This window comes from Streptomyces sp. URMC 123 (assembly GCF_051386515.1).
In the GTDB taxonomy this organism is placed as follows: domain Bacteria; phylum Actinomycetota; class Actinomycetes; order Streptomycetales; family Streptomycetaceae; genus Streptomyces.
Genome location: NZ_JBPQTV010000035.1, coordinates 17,213 through 31,462, shown reverse-complemented (window position 1 = coordinate 31,462; position 14,250 = coordinate 17,213). Strand labels below are relative to the sequence as shown.

At 73.9% G+C, this 14,250-nt stretch carries 17 protein-coding genes; 12 read left to right on the top strand and 5 right to left on the bottom strand.

All coding sequences use genetic code 11. The features are described 5' to 3' along the window. Positions 1-161 precede the first annotated feature (161 nt). The 3 genes from ACSNOD_RS07535 to ACSNOD_RS07525 all read right to left on the bottom strand — a co-directional run bounded on the left by ACSNOD_RS07535 (position 162) and on the right by ACSNOD_RS07525 (position 3,659). Positions 162-1,364 carry a trypsin-like peptidase domain-containing protein gene (locus ACSNOD_RS07535; protein WP_436765981.1) on the bottom strand — a complete coding sequence of 401 codons (1,203 nt, stop codon included), beginning with the start codon at positions 1,362-1,364 and terminating at the stop codon, positions 162-164. A gap of 178 nt (positions 1,365-1,542) precedes the next feature. Next, a complete protein-coding gene (locus ACSNOD_RS07530) occupies positions 1,543-2,565 on the bottom strand; it encodes a LacI family DNA-binding transcriptional regulator (protein WP_436765980.1) in 1,023 nt (340 codons plus the stop codon). 203 nt (positions 2,566-2,768) lie between these two features. Then, a complete protein-coding gene (locus tag ACSNOD_RS07525) occupies positions 2,769-3,659 on the bottom strand; it encodes a winged helix-turn-helix domain-containing protein (protein ID WP_436765979.1) in 891 nt (296 codons plus the stop codon). A 251-nt stretch (positions 3,660-3,910) separates the two neighbouring features. On the opposite strand from ACSNOD_RS07525, the gene ACSNOD_RS07520 reads away from it, so the two are divergent. From ACSNOD_RS07520 to ACSNOD_RS07485, 8 genes are all read left to right on the top strand, one after another. Further along, positions 3,911-4,900, top strand: a complete 990-nt coding sequence (locus ACSNOD_RS07520; protein WP_436765978.1) for an alpha/beta hydrolase family protein — start codon at positions 3,911-3,913, stop codon at positions 4,898-4,900. A 217-nt stretch (positions 4,901-5,117) separates the two neighbouring features. Beyond that, entirely contained in the window at positions 5,118-5,381 is a 264-nt protein-coding gene (locus ACSNOD_RS07515; RefSeq protein ID WP_436765977.1) for a MoaD/ThiS family protein, read from the top strand. Positions 5,382-5,391: 10 nt separating this feature from the next. Beyond that, complete coding sequence (locus tag ACSNOD_RS07510) at positions 5,392-7,014, top strand: hypothetical protein (protein WP_436765976.1); 1,623 nt, start codon at positions 5,392-5,394, stop codon at positions 7,012-7,014. A gap of 189 nt (positions 7,015-7,203) precedes the next feature. Beyond that, entirely contained in the window at positions 7,204-7,911 is a 708-nt protein-coding gene (locus tag ACSNOD_RS07505) for an LmeA family phospholipid-binding protein (protein WP_436765975.1), read from the top strand. A gap of 299 nt (positions 7,912-8,210) precedes the next feature. Beyond that, positions 8,211-8,291, top strand: coding sequence for a putative leader peptide (locus ACSNOD_RS07500; RefSeq protein WP_353963671.1), 81 nt, complete (start codon positions 8,211-8,213; stop codon positions 8,289-8,291). 302 nt (positions 8,292-8,593) lie between these two features. Further along, positions 8,594-9,448 (top strand): sulfurtransferase, encoded by an 855-nt coding sequence (locus tag ACSNOD_RS07495; RefSeq protein WP_436765974.1) that lies wholly within the window; start codon positions 8,594-8,596, stop codon positions 9,446-9,448. Positions 9,449-9,519: 71 nt separating this feature from the next. Next, complete coding sequence (locus ACSNOD_RS07490; RefSeq protein WP_436765973.1) at positions 9,520-9,810, top strand: DUF1416 domain-containing protein; 291 nt, start codon at positions 9,520-9,522, stop codon at positions 9,808-9,810. Positions 9,811-9,974: 164 nt separating this feature from the next. Continuing rightward, positions 9,975-10,232, top strand: coding sequence for a DUF3099 domain-containing protein (locus ACSNOD_RS07485; RefSeq protein ID WP_436765972.1), 258 nt, complete (start codon positions 9,975-9,977; stop codon positions 10,230-10,232). 58 nt (positions 10,233-10,290) lie between these two features. Here the strand turns inward: ACSNOD_RS07485 and ACSNOD_RS07480 are convergent, their stop codons facing one another. After that, positions 10,291-10,653 (bottom strand): DsrE family protein, encoded by a 363-nt coding sequence (locus tag ACSNOD_RS07480; protein ID WP_436765971.1) that lies wholly within the window; start codon positions 10,651-10,653, stop codon positions 10,291-10,293. A 334-nt stretch (positions 10,654-10,987) separates the two neighbouring features. On the opposite strand from ACSNOD_RS07480, the gene ACSNOD_RS07475 reads away from it, so the two are divergent. From ACSNOD_RS07475 to ygfZ, 3 genes are read left to right on the top strand one after another with little or no spacing between them, the layout of a single operon-like run. Next, positions 10,988-11,551 carry an FABP family protein gene (locus ACSNOD_RS07475; RefSeq protein ID WP_436765970.1) on the top strand — a complete coding sequence of 188 codons (564 nt, stop codon included), beginning with the start codon at positions 10,988-10,990 and terminating at the stop codon, positions 11,549-11,551. A 47-nt stretch (positions 11,552-11,598) separates the two neighbouring features. After that, positions 11,599-12,051 carry a Fur family transcriptional regulator gene (locus ACSNOD_RS07470; RefSeq protein WP_436765969.1) on the top strand — a complete coding sequence of 151 codons (453 nt, stop codon included), beginning with the start codon at positions 11,599-11,601 and terminating at the stop codon, positions 12,049-12,051. Positions 12,052-12,061: 10 nt separating this feature from the next. Then, complete coding sequence (ygfZ, locus tag ACSNOD_RS07465; RefSeq protein WP_436765968.1) at positions 12,062-13,042, top strand: CAF17-like 4Fe-4S cluster assembly/insertion protein YgfZ; 981 nt, start codon at positions 12,062-12,064, stop codon at positions 13,040-13,042. A gap of 62 nt (positions 13,043-13,104) precedes the next feature. Here ygfZ and dtd read toward each other — a convergent pair whose 3' ends face one another. Beyond that, entirely contained in the window at positions 13,105-13,530 is a 426-nt protein-coding gene (dtd, locus tag ACSNOD_RS07460) for a D-aminoacyl-tRNA deacylase (RefSeq protein WP_436765967.1), read from the bottom strand. A 145-nt stretch (positions 13,531-13,675) separates the two neighbouring features. Here dtd and ACSNOD_RS07455 point away from each other — a divergent pair, with 145 nt between their 5' ends. Further along, positions 13,676-14,173, top strand: a complete 498-nt coding sequence (locus tag ACSNOD_RS07455) for an RsiG family protein (protein ID WP_436765966.1) — start codon at positions 13,676-13,678, stop codon at positions 14,171-14,173. Positions 14,174-14,250: the final 77 nt, after the last annotated feature.

The following is a 14,250-nucleotide window of genomic DNA, read 5'->3' as shown; positions in this document are numbered from 1 at the left end:
AGAGACAGTCGCCATCCCGATCAACGACGTCAAGAAGGTCCTCGACAATCTGCGGGGCGGCGGGGCGCGGTCGCCGCGGTCACGGCGGTTACGGCGGTCACGGCGGTCACGGCGGTTACGGCGGTTACGGCGGTTACGGCCGCATTCTGGACCGTACGCGGTCACGCCCGCGCCCCGCCGCCCCGCAGCTTGTCGAGGACCTTCTTGACGTCGTTGATCGGGATGGCGAAGCCGAGCCCGATGCTGCCGGCGTCACCGGACGCGGCGGCCGCGTTCCGGGGCGCGTACATCGCCGAATTGATGCCGATGATCTGCCCGTCCATGTTCACCAGCGGTCCGCCGGAGTTGCCGGGGTTGAGCGAGGCATCGGTCTGGATCGCCTTGTACGTGGTGGTGGCGGAGCCGAGCTCGCCGTTGTACTGGTCGCCGCCGAACCCGAAGGGCCACCGCCCGCCGCCCTCGGGCGTGCGCTCCTGCCCGCCGCCCCGGCGCACGGTCACATCGCGGCCGAGCGCCGAGACGATCCCGCTGGTCACCGTGCCGGTGAGGCCCTGGGGCGAGCCGAACGCCACGACCTGGTCGCCGACCTTCAGCCGGCCGGAGTCGCCCAGCTCGGCGGCCTTGAGCCCGCTGACGCCGGTCACCTTGATCAGGGCCATGTCCAGGTTCGGGTCGGTGCCCAGCACCTTCGCGGTGGCCTTCCGGCCGTCGGCGAACCGCACGGAGATGGTCGAGGCGCCGTCGATCACGTGGTTGTTGGTGAGGATCTCACCGCCGGAACCGATGATCACGCCGGAGCCGGTGGCCGTGTCGGTGCCCCGGCCCGCCGCCCCCTCCGGCCCCTGGCCGGCGGTGATCTCGACGACGCTCGGGCCGACGGCGGAGGCCACGGCGGACGCGGTGCCGTTCAGCTTGGCGGAGGCGTTGGTCCCGTCGACGGAGCCGCTGGCCTGGGGCGTACCGCTGGTCACCTCGCCGACCAGGGCGGCGGCGCCGCCGCCGATCGCGGCGGCCGCGAGGGCGACGGCGGCGATCAGCGCGACGGGCCCACGGGCCCGGCGCCGCCGCCGGCCGTGCCCCGGAGCGGGGTCGTGGCCGACCGGGGCGGAGCCGTGGCCGCCCGGCGGCGGGCCGAACCCATCGGAAGCGCCGGGCCGGCCGGGCCCGCCGGAGGCGTGCGGGCCGCCGGGCCCGGCGGGAGCACTGGGGGCGCTCGGCCAGACGGTCACGCCGTCCGGCGTGGTCAACGGGGTCCTCGGGGCGTACGCCGGGCGGGCCGGTATCGGCATGGCCGGCGGCTCGAACGGCCCACGGCCGGTCCGGCCGGCGGAACCGGGTGCGTGCTGCGGGGTGTCGTCGCTCATGCCCCCGACTCTGCGGGGCGAGGGTGAGAGTTCCATGAGACGGCGCTGAGAAGCGCCCCAGAATCCCCCCCCCGGCGACCCCGTCCCGCGGCATCGGCCCCGGCGCCGCAGGACGGGCGGGACGGCAAACCGGCCACAGGCCACAGGCCGGCGGCCAACAGCCGGAGGCGTCAGCCGCTCAGCCGCAGCCGCAGGAGCGCCGCACCACCAGCGCCGAGGGGAACAACTTCAACCGCTCCCGCCGCGAGCCCGCGATCCGCAGCCCGTCGTCGAGGACGAGATCCACCGCCGCGCGCGCCATCGCCTCCCGGTCGGAGGCGACCGTGGTCAGCGGCGGATCGGTCAGCGCCGCCTCCTGCACGTCGTCGAAGCCGGCCACGGCCAGCTCCCCCGGCACGTCGATGCGCAGCTCGCGCGCGGCCCGCAGCACGCCGATGGCCTGGTCGTCCGTCGCGCAGAGGATCGCGGGCGGCCGGTCGGGGCCGCTGAGCAGGTCCATGGCGACGGTGTACGCGTCGTACCGGTTGTACGGCGCCTGAAACAGGCGCCCCTCCGTGGCGCGCCCGGACTCCCGCATGGCCCGCCGCCAGCCCTCGACGTGGTCGGTGACGGGGTCGCCGACCGCCGGGGTGGACTCCACGCCGCCGAGGCAGGCGACGTACGGGTGCCCGTGCTCCAGCAGATGGCGGGTGGCGAGGTGGGCGCCGCCGATGTCGTCGGTGACGACCGCGACGTCGTCGATCGCCTCGGGCCGCCGGTGCAGCAGGACGACCCGCGCGTCCCAGGCGTCGATCTCTATCGCCGCGTGCTCGCTCGGGCCCTGGCTGATGAGGATCAGGCCGGACACCCGCATGCCGAGGAAGGCCCGCAGATAGTGGACCTCGCGCTCGTCGAGGTAGTTGGAGTTGCCGACCAGGACCATCTTTCCGCGCTCGGCGGCGGCCTGTTCCACGGCGTGCGCCATCTCGGCGAAGAAGGGCTGCCGGGCATCCGGCACGATCAGGCCTATGAGGTCGGTGCGGCGGCTCGCCATCGCCTGGGCCACCCGGTCGGGCCGGTACCCGAGCTCCTTGATCGCGGCCAGTACGCGCTCGCGGGTGGCCGGGGCGACCGGCCTCGGTCCGTTGTTGATGACGTAGCTGACGACCGCGGTCGAGGTCCCCGCCAGCCTTGCCACATCGTCACGCGTCACCTTGGCCACGCGCGGCAGTCTACGCGGATTGAACCGGCCGGAGCAGGCGCGATTTCAGGATCTTCGGCCCATCGCACAAGCGCCGTACGAGCGCCGCGCACGTGCCGTACGAGCGCCGCGCGAGCAGCGGACGAACGTGCGCGAGCGGTGGAGGAACCGTAGCCGCGCGGGCAGTGGAGGAACCGTACACGGGCCAGGGCGGCCCGGGACCCTCAGCGAGCGCGCGCGGCCGACCGCGCGCCCCCCGTACGCGCCGGCTCGCCCGTACTGCGCGCCTGCCCGTCCGTCCGCGCCTGCGCCCCCGGGCCCCCGCCCTCGCCGGGCCGGCCCTCCGCGGCGGGCTTCTCGGACCGCTCCCCCTGCTCCGGCCGCTCTCCCTGCTCGGCCCGCTCCGCCTTCTCCGCTCGCTCGGCCTTCTCGGCCCGTTCCGCCTTCTCCGGGATCACGAAGCGGTAGCCGACGTTCCGGACGGTGCCGATGAGCGACTCGTGCTCCGGCCCGAGCTTGGCCCGCAGCCGCCGCACATGGACGTCGACCGTGCGCGTGCCACCGAAGTAGTCGTACCCCCAGACCTCCTGGAGGAGCTGTGCGCGGGTGAAGACCCGGCCCGGGTGCTGGGCCAGGTACTTCAGCAGCTCGAACTCCTTGAAGGTCAGGTCCAGCACCCGCCCCTTGAGCTTGGCGCTGTACGTGGCCTCGTCCACCGAGAGATCACCGGTGCGGATCTCCATCGGGCTGTCGTCGGCGCTGATCTGCTGGCGGCCCATGGCCAGCCGCAGCCGCGCCTCCACCTCCGCGGGCCCGGCCGTGTCCAGCAGCACGTCGTCGATCCCCCAGTCCGCGGTGACGGCCGCGAGGCCGCCCTCGGTGACCACCAGGATCAGCGGGCAGCCGGGCCCCGTGGACCGCAGCAGCTGACACAGGCTGCGCACCTGCGGAAGGTCGCGGCGGCCGTCGACGAGGATCACGTCCGCGCCGGGGGTGTCCACCAGGGCGGGCCCCTCCGCGGGCGCCACCCGCACGCTGTGCAGCAGCAGACCGAGGGCCGGCAGCACCTCCGTGGAGGGCTGGAGGGCGTTGGTGAGCAGCAGAAGAGAGCTCATCGGGGGCCCCCTTCGGTCGTCAGGGGGTACGACCCGGCCGGCCGGGTCCTTGCGTTCCGCGCGCTCAGCTCGCCCATTACGTCGGTTCCTCCTCGGTCCCTGCGAGGACGTGTGCGGCCTGGCTCGTACGGGCGGCCGTGGCCCGGGCCCCGGGCCGCGGTCGCCCGGGACCGACCCGGGGCACCCGCTCGAAAGCACAAAGGACCCAAGGGCAACTCTGCCTGGGTCCTCTTGGCAGCAGAATAGCCCACATGAGTTCCGGACCGGATACCTCTGCGGGGCGGGCCCCTGTTCCCTCGATCACGTCGGCGGCGGCATCGGCCGCCCCTTCGCCCGCCCCGCCGCCCGCTTCCTCGCCCGCGCCGGGCGGCGCGCCGGGGAGTGCTCCAGGCGGCGCGCCGGGCACGGCGGCCGCGGCGGCCCCCCGGACGGCCGTCCTCCGAACGGAGGACGGCGTACGGATCGAGGCGGCCCACTGGCTCCCGGCCGCCGGCGCCCCCGCCGACGGCCTCGCGATCGTGATCGCCCACGGGTTCACCGGCTCGCGCGACCGGCCCGCGATCCGGCGGGCGGCCGGTGTCTTCGCCCAGCGTGCCGCCGTGATCACCTTCTCCTTCCGGGGGCACGGCGGCTCCGGCGGCCGGTCCACGGTCGGCGACCGCGAGGTCCTCGACCTGGCGGCCGCGGTGCGCTGGGCGCGGGAGCTCGGCTACCGGAAGGTCGCCACCGTCGGCTTCTCCATGGGCGGCTCGGTGGTCCTGCGGCACGCCGCGCTGTACCGGCCGGACGGCCGGATCGGGCTCGACGGCCCCGGCGGGGACCCGCCCCAGGGGGAGGAGCGGCCAGGGGGGCGCACGGAAGCACATGCCGATGCGGTGGTCTCCGTGAGCGCCCCCGCTCGTTGGTTCTACCGGGGGACCGCGCCGATGCGACGGCTGCACTGGGTGGTCACCCGGCGCGCGGGCCGGCTCGTCGGGCGCTACGGGCTGAACACCCGCATCCACCACAAGGACTGGGACCCGGTGCCGCTGGCGCCGTTCGCCGCGGTGCCGCTGATCGCCCCGACCCCGCTGCTCGTGGTGCACGGGGACCGCGACCCGTACTTCCCGCTCGACCACCCGCGGGCGCTGGCCGAGGCGGGGGCGCCGGGCGCGGTGGAGCTGTGGATCGAACACGGCATGGGGCACGCGGAGCAGGCCGCGGACGACGACCTGCTGGCGCGCATCGCCGCCTGGCTCTGAGCCCGGAGCCCCCGACGGGCCCGGCGGCCACGGCGGACCGATCACCAGACACGCCCCGACCGCCAGGGACGCTCCGGCCGCCGCGCCACGTGCCACGGCCCCCGCCGGGGCCACGCGCGAGCCACGCCGCGAGCCCCGCCGGGGGCCGTTCGGCGGACCCGTCATCATGGAGACGGCACCACGGGGGTGCCGGACTGGAGAAGGACAGGAGGCGCCCGTGACCGCCACCGGCACCATCCGCTACTGGGCCGCCGCGAAGGCCGCCGCCGGGACCGGTGAGGAGCCCTATCGGGCGGCCACCCTCGCCGAGGCGCTCGACGCCGCGCGCCGGCGCCACGACGGCCGCCCGGAGTTCGCCCGTGTCCTCCTCCGCTGCTCCTTCCTGGTGGACGGCGACCCGGTGGGAACACGTGCTCATGACGCCGTCACACTGGCCGAGGGCGGCACGGTCGAGGTGCTCCCGCCGTTCGCAGGAGGGTGAGCCCCACACCATGACGCAGCAACCGCACGACCCCTACCGAGGCGGGTCGCACCCCGAGGGCCGGCCGCGGCCCTCCTCCCCGCGGCGGCCCCAGGACCCGTACGCGCCGCACGAGCCGTACGCGCACGGCGAGCGGTACGAGTCCCCCGAGCCGTACGAACAGCCGTACGGCTACGACCCGTACGCGCAGGGCCGGCCGGCACAGCAGCAGCAGACGTACGCGTACCAGCAGCCCCACCAGGAACAGGGGCACGGAGAGCAGTACGGCTACGACCGGCCGGCGCAGCCGCAGCGGCAGGAGTGGGCCCCGGCGCCGGCGCCGTACGACACCGGCTCCCACGGCGACCCCTACGGCGCGCCGGACCACGGCCGGCACCCGCAGGACCGGCACCCGCAGGACTGGCAGCAGCCCGCGGCCGCCCAGCCGCAGAGCTGGGAGGCGCAGAGCTGGGACGGCCGCGCCTGGGACGACCGGCCGGCGCCGTACGGGTCCGGGCCGGGGCCCGGATACGAGTCCGGGGCCGGATACGGGTCCGGTGCCGGGGCGGGATACGGGTCCGGTCAGGGCGACGCGGCGGAGACCGCCTACCTCCCCGCGCAGCACGCGGCGCCCGGGGCGGCCCCGCTCCCGCCGGAGCGGCCCTTCGGCGCCTCCCCCGGCAACGGCCCGTACGCACGCACGGGCGGCGACGGCGGGTACGCGCCCCGCGGCGACCACCGCGGGCAGGCCCACCCCGACGACCACCGCGGACTTCAGGAGCACGAGGGGGCGGGCCGCCACGGGGCCGCCCGCGCCGAGGCCGGGATGGCTGGAACGGTTGGGACCGCCGGAACGGCTGGGGCGCCCGAGCCCGCGGAACCCACCGCTCCGGCCGCCGCCGCTCCCGCCGCCTCCGCCCACCGCACCGGCTCGCCGATCATCCCGCCGGGCCTCCAGCCGGCCCTGCTGACCACCGGGCTCGCCGCGCTCCTCGCGGTGACCGCGCCGCTGTCGCGGCCGGCGCTCGCCGTGGCCGTCGTACTCCTGCAGGCGGTGACGGCGGCCGGCTGGTTCCGGCTGAACGGCATGTGGCCCGCCCGCCAGGGCATCGCGCTCGCCTTCCTCGGCGGCGTGGCCGCCGACGCCGGGCTGCTCGCGGCCGGCCGGGAGCACGCCCCGACCGTGGCCATCGCCACCCTGGGCGTGTGGCTCCTGCTGGTCCTGGTGCTCCAGCTGCGCAACCACAGCTCGCCCGACGAACGGCTGTACGCCCTGACCGCCACGGTCACCTCGACGGCGGTCACGGTCCTGGCGGCCGGGCACCTGGCCGCCGCGGACCCGGACACCGTCGTGGTCGGGGCCGCCGGTGTCGCGGCCGCGGCCCTGGCCCGGGCGCTGCCCCTGCCCGCGTACGTCTCCCCCGTGGTGGCGCTGCTGGCGGCCGCCGGTGCGGGAACCGCGGCGGGCGGCCTGACGGACCTCGGCGGCTCGGCGGCGCTGCTCGGCCTGGCCACCGGCGTCTGCGCGCTGATCGGTCTGCGGGTCGCCAGCTACGACTGGCCCTCCCGGTTCGTGCACATGACGGCGGGGGTGGCGCTGCCGCTCACCGCCGCGGCCCCCGCGGTCTATCTGATCGGCAGGGTCATCGCCTGACCCAGGCGGCATCGCCTGACGGAGGCGGCGGGGCGGACCCGATCACCGGCTGCGGGGCCGCGTGCCGCCGGGTCCGCCCACTGCCAGGTCGGTCACGTTGATCTCCCGGTCGGGCGGACCCGCCGGTTAGGCTCCGTCAGTGGCCCGACCGGGCCGGATCGATCCGATGACCCTGGGGGGACCACTCCTATGCGGGCACTGCGCATAATTCTCATTCTTGCCGTGATCTTCGGTGGGATCTTCGTGGCCGTCGACCGCTTCGCGGTGGGCTACGCCGAGGACAAGGCGGCGAGCAAGCTGCAGAGCTCCCAGGGCCTGGCCGGCACCCCCGACGTCTCGATAAAGGGCTTTCCCTTTCTGACGCAGATCGCGTTCAAACAACTCGATGAGGTGGACGTCAACCTCGACGGCGTCAGCGCCAACGCCGGCGGCCGCGCCGTCCGGGTCACCCGGATGTCGGCGCGCCTGCACGATGTGCGGCTGCAGAACAACCTCACCTCGGCCATCGCCGACCGCGCCACGGGCACGGCCCACATCAGCTACGCCGATCTGACCAAGGCCGCCGGCGACCCGGCCGTCACCGTCTCGTACGGCGGCACGGACAAGGCCGGCAAGAGCCAGGTGAAGGTCGGCGGCACCGTCACGGTGTTCGGCCGCACCATCCAGCGCAGCGTGCTCAGCACCGTGAGCATCGTCGACGGCGACACGATCCGGCTGCGCGCCGACGCGGTGCCCGGCGCGGAGGTCCCCGGCCTCGAGCGCATGGTCCGCCAGAAGATCGACTTCGACCGTGAGATCAGCGGCCTGCCGAAGGGGATGAAGCTCGACAAGGTCGAGGCGACCCCGGACGGCATTCAGGTGACCGTCGCGGGCTCCGGCGTGGTCCTCGCCGGCTGACCACCCGCACCGGCGGCCCGGCCTGCCCGCGACCGCGCGCCCCAGCCGCCCGCACCGGCGGCCCGGCGCCGGCGGCCGGCACCGGCGGTCCGACCGCTCCGTGCGGGGCCGCGCGGGCCCGCGTCGTCCCATTCCGCGAGACGCGCCGTCCGCCCCTCAGCCGAAGCCCCGCCGGGACCCCGTACGGCACCCCTTCCGACGCCCGCGAGCCCCTTCGTCGTCCCGCATTGCGGACTTTCACGTCTCATCATTCGACACACTGATGACACGCGGGGCCGCCCGTCCCTACGATCGGGCCCATGAGACGACAGGCGGACCTCACCAAGCGGCGGGCAGTCGACCTGTGCCGCGTGGCCGCCATGCTCTGTCGCACTTTCTAGCCGGAGCCGGCCCCTCATGGGCACCCGGTCCTCCGCTCTCCGCCGGCCCGCCGCCGGGCCTGATCCGATGCGATCCGATCCGACGGGCCGACCCCGTCCGATCCGAGCGTCACCGTGCCATTCCGTGGGCATGACCCGTGGCGTACCCGCTCTCCGGACCCGCGCGGCGGGGCCGGGCCGGACCCGTATCCGCACTCGCACTCGTACCCGCTCGTACCCGCGGCCGTACACCGCCCCGGGGCGCACCCCGTACCCGCGCCCCGTACGACCGCGCATCCGCAACCGCCCCGGAGGAGAACAGCATGAGCCGCACTGACGTCCTGGTGGACGCCGACTGGGTCGAGGCCCACCTGGACGACCCCAAGGTGGTGATCGTCGAGGTCGACGAGGACACCGCGGCCTACGACAAGAACCACATCAGGAACGCCGTCCGGATCGACTGGAAGAAGGACCTCCAGGACCCGGTGCGCCGCGACTTCGTCGACCAGGCCGGCTTCGAGAAGCTGCTGTCCGCCAAGGGGATCGCCAACGACGACACGGTCGTCCTCTACGGCGGCAACAACAACTGGTTCGCGGCGTACGCCTACTGGTACTTCAAGCTGTACGGCCACGAGAGCGTCAAGCTGCTCGACGGCGGCCGCAAGAAGTGGGAGCTGGACTCCCGCGACCTGGTCGCCGAGGTGCCGCAGCGGCCCACCACCACGTACAAGGCCAAGCCGCAGAACACCGCGATCCGCGCCTTCCGCGACGACGTGCTGGCGGCGATCGGCGAGCTGAACCTCGTGGACGTCCGCTCGCCCGACGAGTTCAGCGGCAAGCTGCTGGCCCCCGCGCACCTGCCGCAGGAGCAGTCGCAGCGCCCCGGCCACGTGCCGACCGCCCGGAACATCCCGTGGTCGAAGAACGCCAACGACGACGGCACGTTCAAGTCGGACGACGAGCTCAAGGCGCTCTACGAGTCCGAGGCCGTGGACCTGTCGAAGGACACCATCGCCTACTGCCGGATCGGCGAGCGCTCCGCCCTCACCTGGTTCGTGCTGCACGAGCTGCTCGGCCAGTCGAACGTCAAGAACTACGACGGCTCGTGGACCGAGTACGGCTCGCTGGTGGGCGTGCCGATCGAGCTCGGCGCGGGTGACGCGCGGCGGACCGGCTGAACCGCCGCCGCGCCGCCGCCCCGGTTCTCGACAGTTCTCGACAGCCTTCGACGCGTAAGGAAACAGACAGCATGTGTGGAGCACAGACCGGCGGCCCCGACCTCGCGGGCGTCGACGTGACCAAGGAAACGATCATCCAGGGGTCGCTGACCCGCGACGGCCAGCCCGTGTCCGGTTACGTCCGGCTGCTGGACGGCGGCGGCGAGTTCACCGCCGAGGTGCCGACGTCCGCGACCGGGCAGTTCCGCTTCTTCGCCGCGCCGGGCACGTGGACCCTGCGGGCGCTGGTCCCGGGCGCGACCGTGGACCGTAAGGTCGTGGCGCGCCAGGGCGCGCCGGCCGAGGTGGCGATCGCGGTCTGAGCGACCGCGGTCCGAGGGGCCGCGGTCCGAGGGGCCGCGGAACGCCGCAGGCCGTAGAGCCGGCCCGAGGGCCGCACTCCCGGGGGGTTGGACGCCTTGGAACCGGGGTGCGGCCCTCGACGCCTGTCCGGGGCCGCGCGAACGGCGCGGCGTACGCTGAAGGCATGTACGCGCGACGCCGTCGCCTCTACTTCGTCCTGATGGGCGCGTGCCTGACGCTGTTCATCGCGGCGTGGGCCGTGGTGCGGCTGTGGTCGGTGCCCGTCGCGGTCGGCATGTGCGTGGTGGCCATGGTCATCCCGCCGCTGGCGGCGGTCGTCGCCAATCGGCGCGGGCCGGACGACCGCTGGTGGGACGACCCGTCCGGGGACGAGGTGTCGGACCGCTGGTGGGACGAGCTGGACGGCAGGCGCCGCTGGTGACGGCCGGGGCTCTTTGTGCCTCAGGATCGGCCGTGAGGCTCGGTACCGGCCGGGAGGCTCAGTAGACGAGCGCCTGCACGCCCTCGGCCAGCGCCTCGCTCACGAAGACCTGCGCCCCGGCGATCCGTACGCCCTCCAGCACGTCCTTCTCCGTGATGTCCCGGCGGGCCGCGCACTGCGTGCACAGGGTGATCCGGCCGCCCGCCAGCAGCGAGTCGATCAGATCGGGCAGCGGCGCCGCGTGCGGCAGCTCGAACTCCGCCGCCCGGCCCGGCAGCGCGAACCACGAGGACTCACCGGTCAGCCAGAGGGAGACCTCGACCCCGCTCGCCACGGCGACCGCGGCCACCGTGAACGCCTGGGAGCACCGCTCGGGTGCGTCGGAACCGGCCGTCACCTTGATCACGAGCTTCTTCGCCACGGGCTCACTGTAGGGCAGCGCGACGGGCGCGCCGCCCGCGCGGGGCCGCCGGTCGCGCGCCGCGGCACCCCGGCGGAACCCGGGCGGCACCCCGGCGGCACCCGGGCGGCGGACCTCACAGAGCCCGGTCCGGCGACGCGGACTACACTCGGCAGCGGTCCGTAACCCTCACTCCCGTTCGAGGAGCACGCTCGTGCTTGAGGCATTCTTCACCGCCCTGCTGGTTCTCGTCGTGGTCTGCGTCGGTGCCTTCGCCGCCCTGACCGTGAAGAAGCTCTACCAGGGCCAGCGCTGACCGCTTCCCCACCGTCCCTCGAAAAGATCGCCTGAGCTCATGATCGAGATCCCGTCCGACCTCCACCCGGACCTCGTGCCCCTCGCCTTTCTCCTCGGCAACTGGACGGGCGCGGGTGTCTACGACTTCCCTGGCACGGAGAAGTGCAACTTCGGCCAGGACGTGACCTTCCGCCACGACGGCCGGGACTTCCTGGAGTACGTCTCGCACAGCTGGGTGCTCGACAACGAGGGCAACAAGGTCAGCCCGCTGGAGACCGAGAGCGGTTACTGGCGGATCGACAAGGACCGCAAGGTCGAAATCGTCATGATCCGCGACCAGGGCATCGTCGAGGTCTGGTACGGCGAGCTGGCCGACAAGAAGCCCCAGATCGACCTGGTCACCGACGCCGTGGCCCGTACGGCCGCCGCCGGCCCGTACTCCGGTGGCAAGCGGCTGTACGGCTACGTCAACAGCGATCTGATGTGGGTGGGCGAGAAGTCCACCCCGGAGGTGCCGCTGCGGCCGTACATGTCGGCGCACCTGAAGAAGGTCGTCGACCCGAGCGAGTGGGCGAAGGACCTCAAGGACCTTCCGGACGACGGCATCGCCTTCTTCCGCTGAGCCGCCGACCGGGCGCCGGGGCCGGGCGCGCTCCCTACACTGGTCGTGTGGTGAGCACCGACTGGCAGAGCGATCTGAGAAAGCGCGGGTACCGGCTCACTCCGCAGCGCCAGCTCGTGCTGGAGGCCGTGGACCGCCTGGAACACGCCACCCCCGACGACATCCTCACCGAGGTGCGCCGCACGGCGGGTGGGGTGAACATCTCCACGGTCTACCGCACCCTGGAGCTGCTGGAGGAACTGGGCCTGGTCAGCCATGCCCACCTCGGCCACGGCGCCCCCACGTACCACCTCGCCGACCGGCACCACCACATACACCTGGTGTGCCGGGACTGCACCGAGGTGATCGAGGCCGATCTGTCGGTGGCGCAGTCCTTCACGGACCGGCTGCGCGAGACCTTCGGCTTCGACACCGATATGAAGCACTTCGCGATCTTCGGCAGATGTGCGAAGTGCACCTCCGGGCACGCTGCCGCCGAGGACGCGCCCGCCGGGCCGTAGGCTGTTCATCATGCTGCGACACTCACCAGCCAGCCCCCTGCTGTCGCTGCCCGGCGCCGTCGCCGCCGAGGCCCCGGACGAAGGCGTCGCCGCGCACTACGGCGATCTCTTCCGCGAGCAGCGCGCCCTCGCGGACGGCACCGGCTTCGTGGACCTCTCGCACCGCGGCGTGGTCACGGTCACCGGCCCCGACCGGCTGAGCTGGCTCCACCTGCTGCTCACCCAGCACGTCAGCGAGCTGCCGCCGGGGCGGGCCACCGAGGCCCTGGTGCTGTCGGCGCACGGCCATGTGGAGCACGCGCTGTACCTCGTGGACGACGGCGAGACGACGTGGGCCCACGTCGAACCGGGCACCCAGCGCGAGCTGATCTCCTATCTGGAGAGCATGAAGTTCTTCTACCGGGTGGAGGTGGCGGACTCCACGGAGGCGTACGCCGTCGTCCACCTCCCGGCCGGCTCGATCACCGAGACCCCGGCCGGCACGGTGGCCCGCGAGACCTCCCACGGGCGGGACCTGTTCCTGCCGCGCGGCGAGCTGGAGTCCTTCGCGGCCGAGCACGGGCCGGCCATCGGTGTGCTCGCGCTGGAGGCGCTGCGCGTCGAGGCCCGCCGGCCGCGGTTCGGTCTGGAGACCGACCACCGCACCATCCCGCACGAGCTGGGCTGGCTCGAGACGGCCGTCCACCTTCAGAAGGGCTGCTACCGCGGCCAGGAGACCGTCGCCCGGGTCCACAACCTGGGCCGGCCGCCGCGTCGGCTGGTCTTTCTGCACCTCGACGGCAGCGAGGTGAAGCTGCCGCCGCACGGCGCGCCGGTGCGGCTGGCCGCGGACGGGCCGGAGGGCCGCCAGATCGGCTTCGTCACCACCTCCGCGCGCCACCACGAGCTGGGGCCCATCGCGCTCGCCCTGGTCAAGCGGAATGTGCCGGTGGACGCGGAGCTGCTGGCGGACACGACGGCCGCGGCGCAGGAAGTCGTCGTCGAGCCGTAGCCGCCGGGCGGCCGGGCACTGGGCGCGGTTGAGCCGTGGCCGCCGGGTGGAGCCCCCGCGGCTCAGACCTCCACGAGGACCGTGAACGGGCCGTCGTTCGTCAAGGACACCTTCATGTCCGCGCCGAACCGGCCCGTCTCCACCCGCGCCCCCAGCGCCCGCAGCCGGGCGACCACCTCGTCGACGAGCGGCTCGGCCACCTCGCCCGGCGCCGCCGCGTTCCACGTGGGCCTGCGGCCCTTACGGGCGTCACCGTAGAGAGTGAACTGGCTGATGACGAGCAGCGGCGCGTCGATGTCCGAGCAGGACTTCTCCCCCTCCAGCACCCGCAGCGACCACAATTTCCGCGCCAGCCGCTCCGCCTTCTCCGGCGTGTCGTCGTGCGTGACGCCCACCAGGACGCACAGCCCCTGACCCACCACTTCGCCGACCGTCTCGCCGTCCACGACGACCTTCGCGCCGTCCACTCTCTGCACCACCGCACGCATACGGACCATCATGCCCGGCGTACGGCGGGCAGCCGAACGGGTGCGGGAACCGTGCACGCCCCGCACGCACAGTGGCACCATGCGTGCAGGCGGTGCGCAGCCTGACGCAAGCGGGCGCCGCACCGGATGAGGGGACGGATCACGTATGAGCACATCTGTGGAGCGTCGGCCCGAGCTGGACTCCCTGCGGCTGGCGGAGCTGCGCGCCCTGCGCCGCGAGTCCCAGCGGCACGAGGCGGACCTCAGTTACGTCCGGCGGCTGCTTCAGGGCCGCATCGACATCCTGAGCGCCGAGCTGGCGCGCCGCACGGCCCCCGAGTCGCCCGTGGTCGACCGACTGCCGGAGATCCTGCGGGACGTGCCCTCACGGGTGCGCTCCTCGGCCCGGCACGTCACGCTCGAGCCCCCGCGCGGCGAGGAGTACCGACGGCTCGCCGAGGACATGCTGGCGGAGGTCGAGCTGTCGGACCTCGCGGCCCGCACGGACGAGGAGCTGAACGGGGCGATGGACCGCCTCGTCGGGTACGAGCAGGAGGTCTCACGGCGGCGGCAGCAGTTGCAGCGCACCGCGGACGACTGCTCGGCGGAGATCGCCCGCCGCTACCGCGAGGGGGAAGCGCAGGTGGACGACCTGCTGGTCTGACACGACGTTTGCCTCGACGTCCGGCACGACGCCCGGCGCGACGTCCGGCGCGACGTCCGAACCGGGCGGCGCCGGGC